Below are 18726 nucleotides of genomic sequence, written 5' to 3'. Positions count from 1 at the left end.
CGGTCTTGCCTGAGGTGTGTGATGTTGCTTGAAACGTGGCTGGCATTTTTTGCCGCCTGCTGGGTTATCAGCCTGTCTCCAGGGGCTGGCGCTATCGCCTCCATGTCGTGCGGGTTGCAATACGGTTTCTGGCGCGGTTACTGGAACGTGCTGGGCCTGCAATTGGCGCTGGTGTTGCAGATTGCGATTGTTGCGGCGGGTGTGGGTGCAGTCCTTGCAGCGTCCGCACTGGCCTTCAGCCTGATCAAATGGTTTGGCGTACTCTATCTGGTCTATCTGGCCATCAAACAATGGCGCGCGCTGCCCAGCGACATGGCCGATGACGCCGCCGTACGCCCGATTGGTCGGCCCTTGAGCCTGGTCATGCGCGGCTTTCTGGTGAATATCAGCAACCCCAAGGCCCTGGTGTTCATGCTGGCGATCCTGCCGCAATTCATCGACCCGCATCAGCCGCTCCTCGCCCAATACCTGATCATCTGCGCCACTATGGTTGCGGTCGACCTGACGGTGATGGCCGGTTATACCGGGCTGGCTTCGCGAGTGTTGCGCCTGCTGCGCACGCCTAAGCAGCAGCGCCGGATGAACCGGACCTTTGCTGGATTGTTCGTCGGTGCAGCGGCATTTCTGGCCACGATCCATCGCGGTACCGCTTGATTCAAATCGTCGATGCCCGACTTGCCGTCATCGAGAATGAATTCGCTCCTGCAGAGATTGCGCGTTGGGCGCGCGCAGTCTCGTTCGCGAACAGACCATCGCACCCACAGACATGCTCAGGAGGCTGTGCGGCGCGGTGTCGCACCGTCCATCCCAAACGCAGCTGCATGCGAACGAGAAATATTGATACAATGTAATACAACGCATTCTTATTTGGGATTCCTTGATGTCTTTCCCCTCCCGTTTTTGGGCTTGGCTGATGCTGCCCGTGTTTGTCCTGTGCAGCTTCGAGTTGCTGGCTAACCCTGTTGATGGCGCCGCTCAGGCGTTACACATGCTGGGTTATATAGGTGCGGACTATCCCGCGACCGTTGCTGATGGAAAGGTCATCGATGAATCTGAATACCGCGAACAGTTGGAATTTCTGACCGTCTTGCAGGGTTTGATTGTCACGTTGCCTGCCCGTGCGGAGCGCACGGAGCTGGAGCAGGGCGTTGGCAGCTTGCGCGAGGCCGTGAGCGAGCATCAAGAGGGCGCGGCTGTAGCGCGCCAGGCTCGACTACTGGCGGCGAAGCTGGCGGTGACGTACGAAGTCAGCCAAGCCCCGGCAATCACCCCCGATCCTGCCCGCGGTGCGCCGTTATACGCCCAGCATTGTTCGGTGTGCCATGGTGACGCCGGGGCGGGTGATGGTCCGGCCGGGATTGGTTTGACGCCGCCGCCCGCCAATCTGCGTAACAAGGCCCGACTCGACCACTTAAGTCTGTATGACGTTTACAACACGCTGGGCCTGGGTGTGCAAGGCACGGACATGCCCGCGTTCGCCGACCAACTGGACGACCGTCAGCGTTGGGACGTGGCGACCTATATCGCCAGTTTCACGGCTGATCCCGCTGCGGCCAAAGGCACGGTATTCAATTTGGCCGATCTGGCCCGGCAAACGCCGGCAGAAGTGAGTGCGGCTCAAGGTGTTGAGGTTGCCGCGACCTTCCGTGCCCAGCGCGCCCAGCCACCGCAAGCACAACGTGGCCCTGGGCAACTGCTCGAATACACCCGCATGACGCTGGACAGGAGCCTGGCGGCGTACCGTGCAGGCGATCACGAGCAAGCGTATGACCTGTCGGTCGCGGCCTATCTGGAAGGGTTTGAGCTGGTTGAAAGCTCGCTGGACAACGTCGACCCCAACGTTCGCAAGGCCACTGAAAAATCCCTGATGGCTTACCGTCAGTCGTTGCAGGATGGCCTGCCGGTAGCGCAGGCAGCGCAGAAGCTGGAAGCGGCTAAAGCCCTGCTCAAACAATCGGCGGATCTGCTCGGCAGCGATGGCCTGAGTCTGTCGCTGAGCTATATCTCGGGTCTGCTGATTCTGCTGCGCGAAGGTCTGGAAGCGATTCTGGTGCTGGCGGCGATTCTGGCGTTCCTGCGCAACACTGGCCAGGAGTCGGCGGTACGCAGCGTCAACATGGGTTGGGGGCTGGCCCTGCTCGCGGGTCTCGCGACGTGGGCGGTGGCCGCGTATGTGATTGATGTCAGCGGCGCTCAGCGTGAATTGCTTGAAGGTGCCACGGCATTGTTTGCCAGCGTCATGGTGTTGTGGCTCGGGGTATGGATGCATGACCGCCGTCATGCCGCCGCCTGGCAGGATTACATCAAGAGCAGCCTGGTGGGCGGTGGTGGCCGTTTTGGCTTCGCAATCCTTGCCTTCTTCTCGGTCTATCGCGAGTTGTTCGAGGTCATCCTGTTCTACGAAACCCTGTGGCTGCAGGCCGGTCCAGCGGGTCATAACGCCGTGCTGGCTGGCGGCGCGACGGCGCTGGTGTTGTTGGTCGGTCTGGCTTGGGTGATTTTGCGCGGTTCGGCCAAGCTGCCACTGGCGCTGTTTTTCAGCATCAACGCAGGGCTGCTGTGCGGGTTGTCGGTGGTGTTTGCCGGGCATGGTGTCAAGGCGTTGCAAGAGGCTGGAGTCTTCGGCACGCGTCCGGTGCCGTTCTTCGAGTTCGATTGGCTGGGTATTCATGCCGACGCGTACTCGCTGTCAGCACAGGCAGTTGCCTTGTTAGCGATTGCCGTGTTGTATGGCCGTAGCCGTTTGGCTGAGAAACGCCGCATTCTGGCGGTCTAGGAAAACTGTATGCGCGTCTGGATCGATGCCGACGCTTGCCCCCGGGCAGCTAAAGACCAAGTCATCAAGTTCGCTTTGAAGCGTCATTTCGAGGTATTGCTGGTGGCTGGGCAAAGCCAGGTCAAACCGACGTACGCGTGCGTCAAATTGATCGTGGTGCCCAGCGGGCCAGACGCGGCGGATGATTACCTGGTCGAGCATGCCGTGCCGGGCGAACTGGTGATTTGCAGCGATGTGCCGTTGGCGGATCGGCTGATCAAAAAAAGCGTTGCGGCACTCGACCCTCGGGGCCGCGAGTTCGACCCGCAGAACATGGGGGATCGTCTGGCGGTGCGAAACCTGTTCACTGACCTGCGTGATCAGGGCCAGATGAGCGGTGGCCCAGCGCCCCATGGCGACCGTGAAAAACAAGCGTTCGCCAATGCGCTGGACAGGATTCTGACGCGGCTGGCGCGGGAATACCCTTAAGTCAGGATTGGGCGATGTTCACCGTTAATCGTCGTTTTCCTGCGTCAACTCAATCACCCGATCCACCAGTTTGTTGATCCCGGCCGCCGATTCGCTGATCGACTGGGCGGTCATGTAGGCCGGGGTGCTGACCAGTTTGCGTGCGGTGTCCTCGACAATCTCGTCGACTGCGCACTCTTTGTGGATGCCGCCCATTTTGCAGATGGCCTTGGCGGTGTCCGGGTCGTTGCCGATGGTGCAGGTTACGCCCGGCCCATAGATTTTCGCGGCCAACGCGGGGGAAATGCAGATCAACCCTATGGGTTTCCCTGATTCGGCAAAGGCTTCGGCCAGCGTCAGAAGCTCAGGCTGCAGGCTGCAATGGACGCCTTCGAAGGCGAAATTGGACAGGTTTTTCGCCACGCCAAATCCACCCGGCATGATCAGCGCATCAAAATCCTCTGCATTGGCCTCGCGAATATCCTTGATCGCGCCACGGGCAATACGTGCAGACTCGATCAGGACGTTGCGCGACTCGGACATTTTTTCGCCGGTCAGATGGTTGATCACATCGTGTTGCGCAATATCAGGGGCAAAACATTGAACCTCGACGCCGCGTTGGTCCAGGCGCAGCAGGGTGAGGACGCTCTCATGGATCTCCGCTCCGTCCTGGACGCCGCAGCCGGAAAGAATCACTGCCACTCTCTTTTGCATCGCGTTTTTGCTCCTGTTCATGGCGCTGAATCGGCTGATTCGCACGCTGGCCGTTTCTTTAAAGGCTGTGACAAGAATGTCGTTAAATGTCCACTAATTTGTCATTCGCTGCCATAGGGTTTTGGCCAATCCGGGCCTAATCTTTGGCAAGAGGCCTCCTGAGTGGCAACCCCATGAATTTGATTCTGTATGCCGTGCCGTTCTTCTTTGTGCTGATTGCCGTGGAGCTGTTGGCTGATCGTTGGCGCAAGGTTAATACGTATCGCTTGTCCGATTCGATCAACAGCCTGAGCACGGGCGTGCTGTCGACTACCAGCGGCTTGCTGACCAAGGGCGTCGGCGTGCTGACCTACGCGTTTGCCCTTGAGCATCTGTCGCTGCAGCAGCTTTCGCCCGACAGCCCATGGGTGTGGGTGTTTGCGTTCGTGCTCTATGACTTCTGTTACTACTGGCTGCACCGCATGGGGCACGAGCGCAACGTATTGTGGGCGGCGCATTCAGTCCATCACCAGAGTGAGGAGTACAACCTCTCCACGGCTCTGCGTCAGACCAGTACCGGCTTTCTGCTCAGTTGGATTTTCTACCTGCCGATGGCAGTGCTGGGCGTGCCCTTGCTGGTGTTCGTCAGCGTCGCGGCGCTCAATTTGTTGTATCAGTTCTGGGTGCACACCCGCCACATTCCCAAGCTGGGCTGGTTCGAATGGGTGTTCGTGACCCCGTCCAATCATCGTGTTCACCATGCGCAGAACCCTGTTTACATGGATCGCAACTACGGCGGAGTGTTCATTGTCTGGGACAGATTATTGGGTTCTTTCCAGGAAGAGCTGGACAGTGATCCAACGATTTTCGGTGTCACCACGCCACTGGCGAGCTGGAATCCATTATGGGCAAACGTGCAGTTTTACGCCCAACTTGCCGCCGACGCACGGCGTACCGAGAGCCTGTGGGATGCGCTGCGGATCTGGTTTATGCGCACCGGCTGGCGCCCGGCGGATGTCGCGACCAAGTACCCGCTGGGCAAGGCAGACCTGAGCCAGTTTCGCAAATTCGAGGTGCCGTTAAGCCGTTCGCAGCAGGTCTACATCGCCGCGCAGTTCGCTATCCATGCTGCGTTGGGCAGCTACCTGATGGGGGTGGGCGACAGCTTGGCCCCGCCGGCACTGGTGCTCGGCTGGGTCTGGGTCACGCTTGGTTTGTTTGTGCTCGGCGTGGCGCTGGAGAACCGGCCTGGGGCGATCAAGCTGGAGTGCGCCCGTCTGGTGCTGAACGTGCCGTTAATGGGGCTTGCGCAGGCGCTGGGGCTTTGGGCCGTGAGTCCGCTGGGCTGGGTGACCTTGCTGACTTACGTGCTGCTGAGCGCAATGGGGCTGTATTGCGCTCGCGGACATTTCATTCGTTTGGCTGACTCTTGACGTCAACGGTGACGACTTTGGCGGACGTCATTTCCAGCTCTTTGGCAATGCGTGCGGCTTTGATTCGTCTACGTAGCCACAGAACGCCGCCAAGCAATAGCAGGGCGCCCAGCACCCAAAGCTCATATTTTTTGACGTTACCCAGCAGACCTTCGAGTAGTGCGCCAAAGTGATAAGCGGCCGCACCCAGTGCCGCGGCCCAGACACCGGCACCCAGGCCATTGAGCAGCAGGTAGCGCCCAGGCGGATAACCGGACAGGCCAATCGCCACCGGCATCACGGTACGCAGCCCATAGACGAAGCGAAAACTCAGCACCCAGATATCCGGGTGTTTGCGAATTTGCTCCAGGGCCTTGTCACCCAATAACTGCCAGCGCGGTTTGCGTGCCAGCAACTTGCGGCCGTGCTTACGCCCCAGGAAATACCAAAGCTGATCACCGGCGTAGCTTCCAAGGAAGGCCACGACCACGACCATGTTGATATCCATGTAACCTCGGAACGCAAGAAAGCCGGCGAGGACAAGGATCGTCTCACCTTCAAAAAAGGTTCCAAGGAAAAGGGCAAAGTAGCCAAAGTCCTGCAAAAATTGTTGGAGCATTGTCTGGGTGCTGGTGAAATGAACGCGCAGCCTAACGCTTAGAAGACATTCAGGAAAGTGTGGATATGTGTCTCGACGTGAAGAATTCCTACGGAGACAATGGTTGCGTCCTACCGTCGCACGTTGCGCATAGATGTCATACATTGGTCATAATGGTGGCTTATAACTGTCACGCTTGCCCGCCTGCGCGGGCTATGGAGTCTTGCCGTGAGCTTTACCCCCGCCAACCGCTTGTTTCCTCTTACCCGTTTGCGCCGTAATCGTCGTGATGATTTCTCCCGTCGCCTGGTCCGTGAAAACGTATTGACCGTCGACGACCTGATCCTTCCGGTTTTTGTTCTCGATGGTGAAAACCGTCGTGAAACGATTTCGTCGATGCCGGGCGTTGAGCGTCTGAGCATCGACTTGTTGTTGCAGGAAGCTGAGCAGTGGGTGGCGCTGGGCATTCCGGCGTTGGCGTTGTTTCCGGTGACCGCACCCGAGAAAAAATCCCTTGATGGTGCTGAAGCCTGGAACCCTGAGGGGATTGCTCAGCGAGCCACTCGCGCGCTGCGTGATCGTTTCCCTGAGTTGGGTGTGATTACCGACGTTGCCCTCGATCCGTTTACCACGCACGGTCAAGATGGCATTCTCGACGCAGATGGCTATGTGCAGAACGACATCACCGTCGATGCGCTGGTTAAACAAGCGCTGTCCCATGCGGCTGCCGGCGCGCAAGTAGTTGCGCCTTCTGACATGATGGACGGTCGCATTCAGGCGATCCGCGAAGCCCTTGAGCTTGCCGATCACGTGAATGTGCGGATCATGGCGTACTCGGCGAAATATGCCAGCGCCTACTACGGGCCGTTCCGCGATGCGGTAGGGTCGGCGCTGAACCTGGGTAAAGCCAACAAGGCGTCCTATCAAATGGACCCGGCCAACAGCAACGAGGCGCTGCACGAAGTCGCGGCCGACTTGTCTGAAGGGGCTGATATGGTGATGGTCAAGCCGGGTATGCCGTACCTGGACATCCTGTACCGGGTCAAAGACGAATTCAAGGTACCGACCTTCGTCTATCAGGTCAGCGGTGAGTACGCGATGCACATGGCCGCGATCCAGAATGGCTGGTTGAGTGAGGGTGTGATTCTTGAGTCCCTTACCGCTTTTAAACGTGCAGGTGCTGACGGCATTCTTACTTATTTCGCCGTTCGTGCTGCTCAACTGTTAAAAGGGCAATAGTCCCTATCAGGAACACCCATGAATACCGAAGGACTCACCGAAGCAGCTGTTCAGATCGCCGTCCAGGAGGCTCAGCCGGTGGTTGAGCCAAGCATCGAAGTGCTGCCCGTCCCTGAAGTGCTACCCGTACCGGTGGCACAGGCCATCGTCATCCCGAACCTGGACGACAGCAGCCTGTACATCCATCGCGAGCTGTCGCAATTGCAGTTCAATATTCGGGTACTGGAACAGGCGCTGGACGAGTCTTATCCATTACTGGAGCGGCTGAAGTTTCTGTTGATCTTCTCCAGTAACCTTGATGAGTTCTTCGAAATTCGTGTTGCCGGCCTGAAGAAGCAGATCACTTTCGCTCGAGAACAGGCGGGCGCAGACGGTTTGCAGCCCCATCAGGCGCTGGCACGGATCAGCGAGCTGGTGCATGGTCATGTTGATCGCCAATACGCGATCCTCAACGACATTTTGCTGCCCGAGCTGGAAAAACATCAGGTTCGCTTCATTCGTCGTCGTTACTGGACGGCGAAGCTCAAGGCTTGGGTTCGTCGCTATTTCCGTGACGAAATTGCGCCGATCATCACCCCGATCGGGCTCGACCCAACGCACCCGTTTCCGTTGCTGGTGAACAAGAGCCTGAACTTTATCGTCGAGCTGGAAGGCGTTGACGCCTTCGGTCGCGACTCAGGGCTGGCGATCATCCCGGCACCGCGTCTGTTGCCGCGAATCATCAAGGTTCCGGAAGAGATCGGTGGGACAGGGGACAATTATGTATTCCTGTCATCGATGATCCACGCTCACGCCGATGACCTGTTCCAGGGCATGAAGGTCAAGGGCTGCTACCAGTTCCGTTTGACCCGAAACGCCGACCTGGCGGTCGATACCGAGGACGTCGAAGACTTGGCCCGTGCTCTGCGTGGCGAACTTTTTTCGCGTCGTTATGGCGATGCAGTGCGCCTGGAAGTCGCTGATACATGCCCGAAACACCTGTCCGACTACTTGCTCAAACAGTTCAACCTGAGCGACACCGAACTGTATCGCGTCAACGGTCCGGTCAACCTCACGCGTCTGTTCAGTATCACCAGCCTGGACAGCCATCCTGAGCTTCAGTACACGCCGTTCACTCCAGCGATCCCCAAGCTGTTGCAGAACAGCGAGAACATTTTCAACGTGATCAGCAAGCAGGACATTCTGCTGCTGCACCCGTTCGAGTCCTTCACCCCCGTGGTGGACCTGCTGCGTCAGGCAGCGAAAGACCCGCATGTGTTGGCGGTCCGGCAGACCCTGTACCGCAGCGGCGCCAACTCGGAAATCGTCGATGCGCTGGTCGATGCTGCGCGTAACGGCAAAGAAGTTACGGTCGTGATCGAGTTGCGTGCGCGTTTCGATGAAGAATCCAACCTGCAACTGGCCAGCCGTCTGCAAGCGGCCGGTGCGGTGGTGATTTATGGTGTGGTCGGCTTCAAAACGCACGCCAAGATGATGCTGATCCTGCGCCGTGAAGCCGGTGAAATCGTCCGTTATGCGCACTTGGGGACGGGTAACTACCACGCCGGCAATGCTCGCCTGTATACCGACTACAGCCTGCTGACCTCCGATGACGCCTTGTGCGAGGACGTCGGCAAGTTGTTCAGTCAGTTGATCGGCATGGGTAAAACGTTGCGCATGAAGAAGCTGCTGCATGCGCCGTTCACCCTGAAAAAAGGCATGCTCGACATGATTGCCCGCGAGACGCAGTTCGCGCTCGATGGCAAGCCGGCGCACATCATCGCCAAGTTCAACTCATTGACTGATCCGAAGATCATTCGCGCGTTGTACAAGGCCAGTCAGTCTGGCGTGCGTATCGATTTGGTGGTGCGGGGCATGTGCTGCCTGCGTCCTGGAATTGCCGGCGTTTCGCACAACATCTATGTGCGCTCGATCATCGGTCGCTTCCTGGAGCACACGCGGGTCTTCTACTTCCTCAATGGCGGTGAAGAGCAGATGTACCTGTCCAGCGCTGACTGGATGGAGCGCAACCTCGACAAGCGGGTCGAGACTTGCTTCCCGGTGGAAGGCAAAAAGTTGATCCTGCGGGTCAAGAGGGAGCTGGAAAGTTACCTGACCGACAACACCCATGCCTGGATCCTGCACTCGGACGGTCGTTACGTCCGCAGCACGCCAACCGGCAACCAGAACCCACGCAGCGCCCAGGCCACTCTGCTTGAGCGCCTGAGCAACCCGGTCCTCAGCGTACGCTGAAGACGATACCGACTCGGGTCAACCACTCCGCTTCTTGCGCGAAGTCGGCCTGAGTCAGTTGGTTGTTTTCCAGCCAGTTGTCCGGGAACAGCGCGTCCAGGTTCTGACCGTTCGCGTGCAAGGTCACTTGCGGCATCTCTTGGGTGCCACGAATGTGATGGAACAGGATCGCAAAGCGCAGCAACACGCACAGGCGAATCAGCTTGATGCCTTCATCGCCGAACTCGGCGAACTTGTCCTTGGGAATATTGCGGCGGTGGCCACGCACCAGCAGGGCCAGCATGAGCTGATCTTCGCGGGAGAAACCGGCCAGGTCAGAGTGTTCGATCAGGTACGCGCCGTGCTTGTGGTAGTGATAGTGGGCGATGTCCAGCCCCACTTCATGCACCTTGGCGGCCCAGCTCAACAGCTCGCTGTACAGATCGTCTTCCAGGTCCCAGGCCGCAGCGACCTGCTCAAGGGCGTGCAGGGCTTTGTGCTCGACACGGGCGGCCTGTTCAAGGTCAACGTGGTAACGCTCCATCAGCGAGCTGAGGGTGCGTTCACGGACGTCTTCATGATGGTAGCGGCCCATCAGGTCGTAGAGCACACCTTCACGTAGGGCGCCTTCGCAGTGATCCATGCGGCTGAGTTCCAGCGCATCGAAAATCGCCTCGAGAATCGCCAGACCTGCCGGGAAAATCGCCCGGCGGTCAGGCTTGATGCCTTCAAAGTCGATTTTCTCGACATCGCCGAGTTTGAACATCTTGCGTTTGAGCCAGGACAGCCCTTCGGCGTTGACTTCACCCGTGCCATGTCCGCCGGCTTTGAGTGCCAGGCCAATGGCGCGGATGGTCCCAGACGAACCGATGGCTTCATCCCAGCTCAGGCGATGCAGCGCGTGTTCGATGCTCATGATTTCCAGACGCGCCGCCGTATAGGCCTGTGCATAACGGGCCGGGGTGATCTTGCCGTCACGGAAATAGCGTTGGGTGTAGCTGACGCAGCCCATCTGCAGGCTTTCGCGCAGCAGCGGTTCGAAGCGCTGGCCGATGATGAATTCGGTACTGCCGCCACCAATGTCGGCCACCAGGCGTTTGCCAGGCGTATCGGCCAGCGTATGGGACACGCCAAGGTAAATCAGGCGGGCTTCTTCGCGGCCGGAGATCACTTCCACGGGATGACCAAGAATCTCTTCGGCGCGGCGGATGAACTCGATGCGGTTGCGTGCTTCACGCAGGGCATTGGTGCCCACGATCCGCACCGAGCCAGGCTCCATGCCGTTGATCAGTTGGGCAAAGCGCTTGAGGCAATCGAGCCCGCGCTGCATGGATTCTTCAGTGAGCAGGCGCTCTTCAGTGATCCCGGCCGCCAGCTGAACCTTCTCGCCCAGCCGCTCCAGTATCCGGATTTCGCCAAGATTGGCTTTGGCCACGACCATATGAAAGCTGTTTGAGCCCAGGTCGATGGCGGCTATCAAAGAAAGATTCTTGGGTGGGGACTGCAGCATGATCAATGGTCTCGGTCGATAACCCGGCCATCGTGCCACGATCCACCTCTGGCGCCAACGCGAAGCGTCGCGTCAAGCCACCCGAGTCAGGCCATTCGCGAATAAATTCGCTTCTCTCCGCTCAGTTGCGTGCGGAAGGCCAAGGATTGGAGCCCGATTGAGGTGAGATGCTCATCGCCATAACCAGGCTCATGCATCGTCATAGCGAGACTCAATCACCCCTGACTTCCTGAATGCGGCCAGTCCCGCTATGATGAGCGACGTTTTTAGCCTACGACCTCGGAGACTTTCCATGAGTAGCGACCTTATCAAACACGTCAGCGATGCCAGCTTCGACGCCGATGTCCTCCAGGCTGCCGGTCCTGTACTTGTTGATTACTGGGCGGAGTGGTGTGGCCCTTGCAAGATGATTGCCCCTGTTTTGGACGAGATCGCCGAGACTTACAAGGGTAAGTTGACCATCGCCAAGCTGAACATCGACGAAAATCAGGAAACGCCAGCCAAGCATGGCGTGCGCGGTATCCCGACACTGATGCTGTTCAAGAACGGCAACGTAGAGGCCACCAAGGTGGGCGCGCTGTCGAAGTCGCAGTTGATGGCGTTTCTCGACGCAAATATCTGAAACACCAAAAGCCCCGCAGATTGCGGGGCTTTTTCATTGTGCGGGACTAGACGCCCTGAAAGTCAGGTGTTACATTCGGCCCCGCAATGGTTTCTCCGTTGTCCCCTGCTAGCCGTCGCCGACGCTCTCCTTTCGAATTAGTACGCGATCCTGTCGCTTTCTCTGCGGCGCGGCCTCATTAAGCCAAAAGCTTAATTTCCCCTCCCATACATGATTACGTCATTCCTATATGAACCTGACTGAACTCAAGCAAAAGCCGATTACCGATCTGCTCGAAATGGCCGAACAGATGGGCATAGAAAATATGGCCCGTTCGCGCAAGCAGGATGTGATTTTCTCCCTGCTGAAAAAGCACGCCAAAAGCGGCGAGGAAATTTCCGGTGATGGTGTGTTGGAGATTCTCCAGGACGGCTTCGGATTTCTCCGCTCTGCAGACGCTTCCTATCTTGCCGGTCCAGACGATATCTACGTCTCTCCCAGCCAGATCCGCCGTTTCAACCTGCGCACTGGCGACACCATCGTCGGCAAAATCCGTCCACCTAAAGAGGGCGAGCGTTATTTCGCGCTGCTCAAGGTCGACACGATCAACTACGACCGTCCGGAAAACGCGAAGAACAAGATTCTTTTCGAAAACCTGACGCCGTTGTTCCCGACAGTTCGCATGAAGATGGAAATCGGTAACGGTTCCACTGAAGACCTGACTGGCCGGGTGATCGATCTTTGCGCCCCGATCGGTAAAGGTCAGCGCGGTTTGATCGTTGCGCCGCCAAAGGCTGGCAAGACCATCATGCTGCAGAACATCGCGGCGAACATCACACGTAACAATCCGGAAGTGCATCTGATCGTACTGCTGATCGATGAGCGTCCGGAAGAAGTGACCGAAATGCAGCGCACTGTGCGCGGCGAAGTGGTTGCCTCGACATTCGACGAGCCGCCAACCCGGCACGTCCAGGTCGCCGAAATGGTGATCGAGAAGGCCAAGCGTCTGGTCGAGCACAAAAAGGATGTGGTCATCCTGCTGGACTCCATCACCCGTCTGGCTCGCGCCTACAACACCGTGATTCCAAGCTCCGGCAAAGTGCTCACCGGTGGTGTCGATGCTCACGCCCTGGAGAAACCGAAACGTTTTTTCGGTGCTGCACGGAACATCGAAGAAGGCGGCTCGCTGACCATCATCGCCACCGCGCTGGTTGAAACCGGCTCGAAGATGGATGAAGTGATTTACGAAGAATTCAAAGGCACGGGCAACATGGAACTGCCTCTGGATCGCAAAATCGCTGAAAAGCGTGTGTTCCCGGCGATCAACATCAACCGTTCCGGTACCCGCCGCGAAGAGTTGCTGACCGCTGATGACGAGCTGCAACGGATGTGGATTCTGCGCAAATTGCTGCACCCGATGGACGAAGTCGCTGCTATCGAGTTCCTGATCGATAAGCTGAAGCAGACCAAGACCAACGACGAGTTCTTCCTGTCGATGAAGCGTAAATAACAGGTCGGACCGTGTGAAAAGAATGGTGTCCCTCGGGGCACCATTTTTTTTAGCTGAAAATCCCCGTTAAGCGCAGCTATTGCGCGTTGATGAGCTGCCGCCGACCTTCAGAGCAGGTAGGATGTGCGTCTATTTGATGAATGGCCTGGTTAATGAAATTCAAGGATCTGCGGGATTTCGTGCAGCAGCTTGAGCAGCGCGGAGAGTTGAAACGCATTCAGGTGCCTGTCTCGCCGGTGCTTGAGATGACTGAAATTTGCGACCGGACCCTGCGCAACAAAGGTCCGGCTCTGCTCTTCGAAAAGCCCATCGGTTACGACATTCCGGTGCTTGGCAACCTGTTCGGCACGCCTCAGCGCGTGGCGATGGGCATGGGCGCCGAAGCCGTCAGCGAGCTGCGTGAAATCGGCAAGCTGTTGGCGTTCCTCAAGGAACCCGAGCCGCCTAAAGGCCTGAAAGACGCCTGGTCGAAGCTGCCGATCTTCCGAAAAATCATTGCCATGGCGCCTAAAGTCGTCAAAGACGCACCGTGCCAGGAAGTGGTCATCGAAGGCGATGATGTCGATCTCGGGATGCTGCCGGTACAAACCTGCTGGCCGGGCGATGTCGGTCCGCTGATTACGTGGGGACTGACAGTCACCAAGGGTCCGAACAAGGACCGGCAAAATCTCGGTATCTATCGTCAGCAAGTCATTGGCCGTAACAAAGTCATCATGCGCTGGCTCAGCCACCGTGGTGGTGCACTGGACTTCAAGGAGTGGTGCGATAAACACCCTGGCCAGCCGTTCCCGGTGGCGGTGGCGCTGGGTGCAGACCCCGCGACTATTCTCGGTGCCGTCACGCCGGTGCCTGACAGCCTGTCTGAATACGCCTTTGCCGGTTTGCTGCGGGGTAATCGCACCGAGCTGATCAAGTGCCGTGGCAACGACCTGCAAGTGCCTGCCAGTGCGGAAATCGTCCTGGAAGGCGTGATCCATCCCGGCGAAATGGCTGCCGAAGGCCCTTACGGCGACCATACCGGTTACTACAACGAAGTCGACAGCTTCCCGGTGTTCACCGTCCAGCGCATTACCCACCGGATAAAACCGATCTATCACAGCACCTACACCGGGCGGCCACCTGATGAACCGGCGATTCTCGGTGTGGCGTTGAACGAAGTCTTCGTGCCGATTCTGCAAAAGCAGTTCCCGGAGATCACGGACTTTTACTTGCCGCCTGAAGGTTGCTCGTACCGCATGGCCATCGTGACCATGAAGAAACAGTATCCCGGCCACGCCAAGCGCGTAATGCTGGGGGTTTGGTCGTTCCTGCGACAGTTCATGTACACCAAATTCGTTATCGTCACGGATGACGACATCAATGCCCGTGACTGGAACGACGTGGTCTGGGCTATCACCACGCGGATGGACCCCAAGCGTGACACTGTGATGATCGATAACACACCCATCGACTATCTGGACTTCGCGTCGCCGGTGTCCGGATTGGGGTCGAAGATGGGCCTGGACGCAACTCACAAATGGCCGGGAGAGACCACGCGCGAGTGGGGTCGGGTTATCGTCAAGGATGAGGCGGTGACACGCCGGATCGACGATATCTGGAACGAGTTAGGAATAGATTGATGCGCGTAACCTTGCAGCCGTCTGGTGCGGTACTGGAGATGTTGCCCGGCGAAGGGATACTCGACGCCGCGACACGTCTTGGCTATGAATGCCCACAAAGCTGCCGGAATGGTAACTGCCATATTTGTGCCGCGTTGTTGGTGGAAGGCCGCGTATTGCAGGCAGGGGTGACGCTGAATCATGGCGAGATCTACACCTGTCTGGCCGAGCCCCTGGAAGACTGCATCGTGATGTGGGACGGGGTGCTGGCGCGCGGAGAACTGCCGGTGCGCAAACTGGCCTGCCAGGTGAGTGAGTGCGTCGAAGTCGGTGGCGATGTGTGGCGGGTCGGCTTGAGAGCTCCCGCTGGCAAGCCGCCGCGCTATCACGCCGGGCAGTACTTGATGATCGAGCGCGAAAATGGCGAGAAATCAGCCTTTTCCATGGCCTCGGCCCCCCATTGCGGGCGCGATCTGGAGTTGCATGTGCTGGTGCGCGAAGCCAGCGCACAGAGCCTGATCGAACAATTACAGCGTAATCGCATCGTGCACATCGAAATGCCCTACGGCGATACCCATCTCGCTGAATTGCCCGAGGGGCCACTGGTGCTGATTGCCGCGGGTACGGGTATGGCGCAGATGCACAGCCTGATCGAGCATTGCCGTGCCAAGGGTTTCAAACACCCGGTGCACCTGTACTGGGGCGTGCGGCGGCCTGAAGACTTCTATGAGCTGTCCCATTGGGACGAGTGGAAGCAATTGCCTAACCTGCACCTGCATAAAGTGGTCAGTGATTTGTGCGGCTGGGAAGGTCGTTGCGGCATGCTCCATGAAGCCGTGTGCGAAGACATCAGCGATTTGTCGTCGGTGTATGTTTACGGCAGTGGCTCCCCGGCGATGATCTACGCCACCCTCGACGCCTTGGTATCAGCGGGCATGGATGCGCATCAGATGCGTGCCGATGTCTTTGCTTACGCCCCAAGGGCGTAGCAAGTCTGTGCGTAGGCTTTAGAAGCGTACGCCGACGTTGATCATGGTCGCCGAGGTCCCCAGCAGAACCAGTTCGGTGGTGACGGGGCCGAAGTGAACACCCACCGACGGGATGATCGCTGGCGCGATGCCAAAGCGATTCAGAGGGATCTTGTCGCGGTATTCGCCACGATATCCATAAAGCAGCCCGCCCGAGATCTTCACATAGACCGGATAATTGGCGCTCTCATAGCGCTTGCCGATATAGGCGTAGGCCGACTGTTGGTCGAACGAGTTGCGAAAGCTTGCCGCGCCATAGACCAGACCTGAGGCCTCGTTGCGCTCCAGACCAATCAGATGTTGATGGTCATTGTGATCGGAGTCGGAGGAAAAGTGACGGGTGTAGACGCTGGCCTGAACAAGCCAGAAGCCGTCTTTTTTATCTTGCGACTCTTCAGCAGCCTGCGTGCAGGTCGCCGAAATGAACAAAAGCGCGGCCAAGACCGTGCTTTTTCCTGATGTACTCATTATTGCTAACTCTCTCAGCCGGTATTGCCATGAAGCGGCTTTATACGCGGGTCGTATAGGTTGAAAGGGTAAATTGTCCATGATTTGAATAGGAAGTTCCTGTTTTTTCCTCAATGGGAGTAGCTGACAGGTCTTTTTATCTGCTCATTTGAGTGGGTTCAGGCTGGCGGGCCTGGGCGGTGGATTATTTATTGCATAATATTTTCAGACGTGTGGGCGCTGCAACGTGACGGGCAAGCCTCCGACAAAGTCTGATATTTAAGCGTCTGATGGCGAAGTTGTTGTCGATGCGTTTCCCCGCCCGATGCCAGCGGGGATGTTCTGCGGCGCAAAGGTCGGGTACAACTGGCAGTAGCAGGGCCAGGGGGGAAGGAAATGGGGAATGAATTCAATAGTTTGATGACGGCTGCTCATGCCGGTCTGGAACTCGGTTACCCACCAGTGATTGATCTGGGGCCGCAATTGACCCTCGAACAACTGATGAACTCAATGCAGAACACCATGAAGCTGCATCAGGGTGGCCCTGTCTGGTTGTTCGCCTACGGCTCCTTGATCTGGCGCCCCGAATGCTCCGCCGTGGAGCGGCAGCGCGGTAGGGTGCACGGTTATCATCGTGGTTTGTACCTGTGGTCCCACGAACATCGTGGCACGCCCGAACTTCCCGGCCTGGTGTTTGGCCTGGATCGCGGCGGCTCATGTAGCGGGTTTGCCTACCGCCTGCCCGAAGACTGTCTGCAAGAGTCTTTATTGGCGCTCTGGCAGCGCGAGATGCCTTATCCCTCCTACCGACCCCATTGGCTCAGCTGCCGCCTCGAAGATGGCACTCGGGTCCGCGCATTGGGTTTCGTGCTTGAGCGTCACCTGCCCAGCTACGCCGGCAACCTGCCCGACGCGGTCCTGAGCCAAGTGCTGGCCACGGCCTGCGGCCGCTCCGGCACGACCCGCGACTACGTCGAACAAACCGTCAGCGCCCTGCGCAGCCACGCCATGCCGGATTTGAACCTAGAGGCGCGGCTGAAACGGTGTCAGTCCGCGTCTTGTGTTTGACGCCGCACAGACAAGTCGGCTGTTATGGATTGGGCATTAACGAACCCGCACCACCACCTTCCCAACGGCTTTCCGCTGTCCCAGCGCATTAATCGCATCCGCCGCTTTTTCTAGCGGATAGACCTGAGACACCAGTGGTTTCAACTTTCCTTCCGCATACCAGTTAAACAACTGCTGGAAGTTGGCGGCATTGTCCTGAGGCTGTCTTTGCGCAAATGACCCCCAGAACACCCCAACCACCGAAGCCCCCTTTAACAATGCCAAATTAACCGGTAATTCTGGAATCCGTCCACTGGCAAACCCGACTACCAGCAACCGACCGTTCCAGGCGATGGCGCGGATGGCCTGGTCGAACAGGTCGCCGCCGACCGGGTCATAGATGACGTCGGCACCCAGGCCGTTGGTGAGGCGTTTGATTTCGTCTTTGAGGTTGGTTTCGCTGTAGTTGATCAGTTCATCGGCGCCAGCGGCTTTGGCGACGGCGAGTTTGTCGGCGCTGCTGGCGGCGGCAATGACTCTGGCGCCCATGGCTTTGCCGATTTCGACGGCGGCCAGGCCGACGCCGCCTGAGGCGCCGAGCACCAGCAGGGTTTCGCCGGGTTGGAGGTTGGCGCGTTGTTTCAGCGCGTGCATCGAGGTGCCGTAGGTCATGCTGAACGCGGCTGCGGTGGTGAAGTCCATCGTTTCAGGCATCGGCAGCACGTTGTAGGCGGGCACTGCGACGTGTTCGGCGAAGCTGCCCCAGCCGGTCAGGGCCATGACCCGGTCGCCGACTTTAAGATGGCTGACTTTTTCACCGACCGCTGAAATCACGCCTGCCGATTCGCCGCCCGGTGAGAAGGGGAAGGGCGGCTTGAACTGGTATTTGCCCTCGATGATCAGCGTGTCCGGAAAATTTACCCCGGCAGCATGCACGTCCATGACGATTTCGTTTTTCTTCGCTTCAGGGTTGGGGACTTCTTCCAGTACCAGCGTTTCGGCGGGACCGAAGGCTTTGCACAGCACGGCTTTCATCGGGCTATTCCTTTTGGAGTTATAGCCGATAAGTGTAGATAGGTGGGTTTATGGGTCAATCAGCATGCCCCGGCCTGATAAGCAGGCATAAGCTGGCTCAAGCTGAAGTAAGCTACACAGCAAATCGGATAAGGAGTGAACTGTGAAAGCGTGGATGATCATGTTGTTGGCGTTGTCACTGCCCCTGGCGGCATCGGCTCAAGAAAGCAAGGAAGGTAAAGAGGGCGATGCGACGAAAGTGGCTTATGTCACGCTGACGCCTGCGTTTGTCGGCAACTACGCCCTGGATGGCGGGCCGAAGCTGCGGGTCTATAAGGCCGATATCGCGCTGCGGGTTACTGGCGGGGATGCCGAGAAGGCGGTGAAGCGCAACGAGCCGCTGATTCGTAATCAGCTGGTCGCGTTGTTCTCCCAGCAAACCGCTGAGACCATGAACAACGTCGAGGCCAAGGAGAAGCTGCGTCAGGAAGCGCTCAAACAGACCCAGCAGATCATGAATGATGAAGAAGGTAAGCCGATTGTCGAAGACTTGCTCTTCAACAATCTGATCGTTCAGTAATCGGGCCTGTTTCTG

The 18726-nt window shown here is 58.0% G+C and carries 17 protein-coding genes; 12 read left to right on the top strand and 5 right to left on the bottom strand.

All coding sequences use genetic code 11. The features are described 5' to 3' along the window. The first annotated feature begins 21 nt into the window (after window positions 1–21). The 3 genes from RGU44_RS18740 (at window position 22) to RGU44_RS18730 (ending at window position 3244) form a co-directional block, all read left to right on the top strand. Window positions 22–654: a LysE family transporter gene (locus RGU44_RS18740; protein ID WP_322218520.1), complete on the top strand. Its 633-nt coding sequence runs from the start codon at window positions 22–24 to the stop codon at window positions 652–654. 226 nt (window positions 655–880) lie between these two features. Beyond that, the gene (locus RGU44_RS18735) at window positions 881–2776 is read left to right on the top strand and encodes a cytochrome c/FTR1 family iron permease (RefSeq protein WP_322176954.1); all 1896 of its coding nucleotides are present in this window, start codon (window positions 881–883) and stop codon (window positions 2774–2776) included. Window positions 2777–2785: 9 nt separating this feature from the next. After that, window positions 2786–3244: a YaiI/YqxD family protein gene (locus RGU44_RS18730; protein ID WP_322176953.1), complete on the top strand. Its 459-nt coding sequence runs from the start codon at window positions 2786–2788 to the stop codon at window positions 3242–3244. Window positions 3245–3268: 24 nt separating this feature from the next. Here the strand turns inward: RGU44_RS18730 and elbB are convergent, their stop codons facing one another. Further along, complete coding sequence (gene elbB, locus RGU44_RS18725; RefSeq protein WP_322176952.1) at window positions 3269–3937, bottom strand: isoprenoid biosynthesis glyoxalase ElbB; 669 nt, start codon at window positions 3935–3937, stop codon at window positions 3269–3271. A 173-nt stretch (window positions 3938–4110) separates the two neighbouring features. Here elbB and RGU44_RS18720 point away from each other — a divergent pair, with 173 nt between their 5' ends. Beyond that, on the top strand, window positions 4111–5349 hold the full coding sequence (locus RGU44_RS18720; protein ID WP_322176951.1) for a sterol desaturase family protein: 1239 nt from the start codon (window positions 4111–4113) through the stop codon (window positions 5347–5349). Here the strand turns inward: RGU44_RS18720 and RGU44_RS18715 are convergent. Further along, complete coding sequence (locus tag RGU44_RS18715; protein ID WP_322176950.1) at window positions 5327–5947, bottom strand: DedA family protein; 621 nt, start codon at window positions 5945–5947, stop codon at window positions 5327–5329. The genes RGU44_RS18720 and RGU44_RS18715 overlap by 23 nt on opposite strands. Before the next feature lie 207 nt (window positions 5948–6154). On the opposite strand from RGU44_RS18715, the gene hemB reads away from it, so the two are divergent. Further along, window positions 6155–7165 (top strand): porphobilinogen synthase, encoded by a 1011-nt coding sequence (gene hemB / locus RGU44_RS18710; protein WP_322176949.1) that lies wholly within the window; start codon window positions 6155–6157, stop codon window positions 7163–7165. A gap of 18 nt (window positions 7166–7183) precedes the next feature. Then, entirely contained in the window at window positions 7184–9397 is a 2214-nt protein-coding gene (gene ppk1 / locus RGU44_RS18705; RefSeq protein WP_322176948.1) for a polyphosphate kinase 1, read from the top strand. Here ppk1 and ppx read toward each other — a convergent pair. After that, a complete protein-coding gene (gene ppx / locus RGU44_RS18700; protein WP_322176947.1) occupies window positions 9384–10886 on the bottom strand; it encodes an exopolyphosphatase in 1503 nt (500 codons plus the stop codon). The two genes, ppk1 and ppx, sit on opposite strands and share 14 nt — an antisense overlap. A 292-nt stretch (window positions 10887–11178) precedes the next feature. Here ppx and trxA point away from each other — a divergent pair, with 292 nt between their 5' ends. The 4 genes from trxA to RGU44_RS18680 all read left to right on the top strand — a co-directional run bounded on the left by trxA (window position 11179) and on the right by RGU44_RS18680 (window position 15584). Beyond that, window positions 11179–11508, top strand: coding sequence for a thioredoxin TrxA (gene trxA, locus RGU44_RS18695; protein WP_219062988.1), 330 nt, complete (start codon window positions 11179–11181; stop codon window positions 11506–11508). A 229-nt stretch (window positions 11509–11737) separates the two neighbouring features. Next, a complete protein-coding gene (rho, locus tag RGU44_RS18690) occupies window positions 11738–12997 on the top strand; it encodes a transcription termination factor Rho (protein ID WP_219062987.1) in 1260 nt (419 codons plus the stop codon). A gap of 152 nt (window positions 12998–13149) precedes the next feature. Next, window positions 13150–14616, top strand: a complete 1467-nt coding sequence (gene ubiD / locus RGU44_RS18685) for a 4-hydroxy-3-polyprenylbenzoate decarboxylase (protein ID WP_322176946.1) — start codon at window positions 13150–13152, stop codon at window positions 14614–14616. Continuing rightward, entirely contained in the window at window positions 14616–15584 is a 969-nt protein-coding gene (locus tag RGU44_RS18680; protein ID WP_322176945.1) for a CDP-6-deoxy-delta-3,4-glucoseen reductase, read from the top strand. Before ubiD ends, RGU44_RS18680 begins: the two co-directional genes overlap by 1 nt. Before the next feature lie 18 nt (window positions 15585–15602). Here the strand turns inward: RGU44_RS18680 and RGU44_RS18675 are convergent, their stop codons facing one another. Continuing rightward, a complete protein-coding gene (locus RGU44_RS18675) occupies window positions 15603–16091 on the bottom strand; it encodes a sn-glycerol-3-phosphate transporter (RefSeq protein ID WP_322176944.1) in 489 nt (162 codons plus the stop codon). A gap of 375 nt (window positions 16092–16466) precedes the next feature. Here RGU44_RS18675 and RGU44_RS18670 point away from each other — a divergent pair, with 375 nt between their 5' ends. Continuing rightward, a complete protein-coding gene (locus RGU44_RS18670; RefSeq protein WP_407074610.1) occupies window positions 16467–17138 on the top strand; it encodes a gamma-glutamylcyclotransferase in 672 nt (223 codons plus the stop codon). Between the two features lie 36 nt (window positions 17139–17174). Here the strand turns inward: RGU44_RS18670 and RGU44_RS18665 are convergent, their stop codons facing one another. Continuing rightward, a complete protein-coding gene (locus RGU44_RS18665; RefSeq protein ID WP_322218515.1) occupies window positions 17175–18152 on the bottom strand; it encodes an NADPH:quinone oxidoreductase family protein in 978 nt (325 codons plus the stop codon). Between the two features lie 142 nt (window positions 18153–18294). Here RGU44_RS18665 and RGU44_RS18660 point away from each other — a divergent pair, with 142 nt between their 5' ends. Then, window positions 18295–18711 carry a flagellar basal body-associated protein FliL gene (locus RGU44_RS18660; RefSeq protein WP_322176942.1) on the top strand — a complete coding sequence of 139 codons (417 nt, stop codon included), beginning with the start codon at window positions 18295–18297 and terminating at the stop codon, window positions 18709–18711. Window positions 18712–18726 lie beyond the last annotated feature (15 nt).

It is taken from the genome of Pseudomonas sp. 5C2 (assembly GCF_034314155.1).
Classification (GTDB): domain Bacteria; phylum Pseudomonadota; class Gammaproteobacteria; order Pseudomonadales; family Pseudomonadaceae; genus Aquipseudomonas.
The sequence above is the reverse complement of the archived record's forward strand: the minus strand, read 5'-3'. Positions and strand labels throughout refer to the sequence as shown.

Coding starts and splice junctions, on each gene's coding strand:
- RGU44_RS18740 (WP_322218520.1), top strand. CDS start 22: ATGTTGCTTGAAACGTGGCTGGCATTTTTTGCCGCCTGCTGGGTTATC.
- RGU44_RS18735 (WP_322176954.1), top strand. CDS start 881: ATGTCTTTCCCCTCCCGTTTTTGGGCTTGGCTGATGCTGCCCGTGTTT.
- RGU44_RS18730 (WP_322176953.1), top strand. CDS start 2,786: ATGCGCGTCTGGATCGATGCCGACGCTTGCCCCCGGGCAGCTAAAGAC.
- elbB (WP_322176952.1), bottom strand. CDS start 3,937: ATGCAAAAGAGAGTGGCAGTGATTCTTTCCGGCTGCGGCGTCCAGGAC.
- RGU44_RS18720 (WP_322176951.1), top strand. CDS start 4,111: ATGAATTTGATTCTGTATGCCGTGCCGTTCTTCTTTGTGCTGATTGCC.
- RGU44_RS18715 (WP_322176950.1), bottom strand. CDS start 5,947: ATGCTCCAACAATTTTTGCAGGACTTTGGCTACTTTGCCCTTTTCCTT.
- ppk1 (WP_322176948.1), top strand. CDS start 7,184: ATGAATACCGAAGGACTCACCGAAGCAGCTGTTCAGATCGCCGTCCAG.
- ppx (WP_322176947.1), bottom strand. CDS start 10,886: ATGCTGCAGTCCCCACCCAAGAATCTTTCTTTGATAGCCGCCATCGAC.
- trxA (WP_219062988.1), top strand. CDS start 11,179: ATGAGTAGCGACCTTATCAAACACGTCAGCGATGCCAGCTTCGACGCC.
- rho (WP_219062987.1), top strand. CDS start 11,738: ATGAACCTGACTGAACTCAAGCAAAAGCCGATTACCGATCTGCTCGAA.
- ubiD (WP_322176946.1), top strand. CDS start 13,150: ATGAAATTCAAGGATCTGCGGGATTTCGTGCAGCAGCTTGAGCAGCGC.
- RGU44_RS18680 (WP_322176945.1), top strand. CDS start 14,616: ATGCGCGTAACCTTGCAGCCGTCTGGTGCGGTACTGGAGATGTTGCCC.
- RGU44_RS18675 (WP_322176944.1), bottom strand. CDS start 16,091: ATGAGTACATCAGGAAAAAGCACGGTCTTGGCCGCGCTTTTGTTCATT.
- RGU44_RS18670 (WP_407074610.1), top strand. CDS start 16,467: ATGGGGAATGAATTCAATAGTTTGATGACGGCTGCTCATGCCGGTCTG.
- RGU44_RS18665 (WP_322218515.1), bottom strand. CDS start 18,152: ATGAAAGCCGTGCTGTGCAAAGCCTTCGGTCCCGCCGAAACGCTGGTA.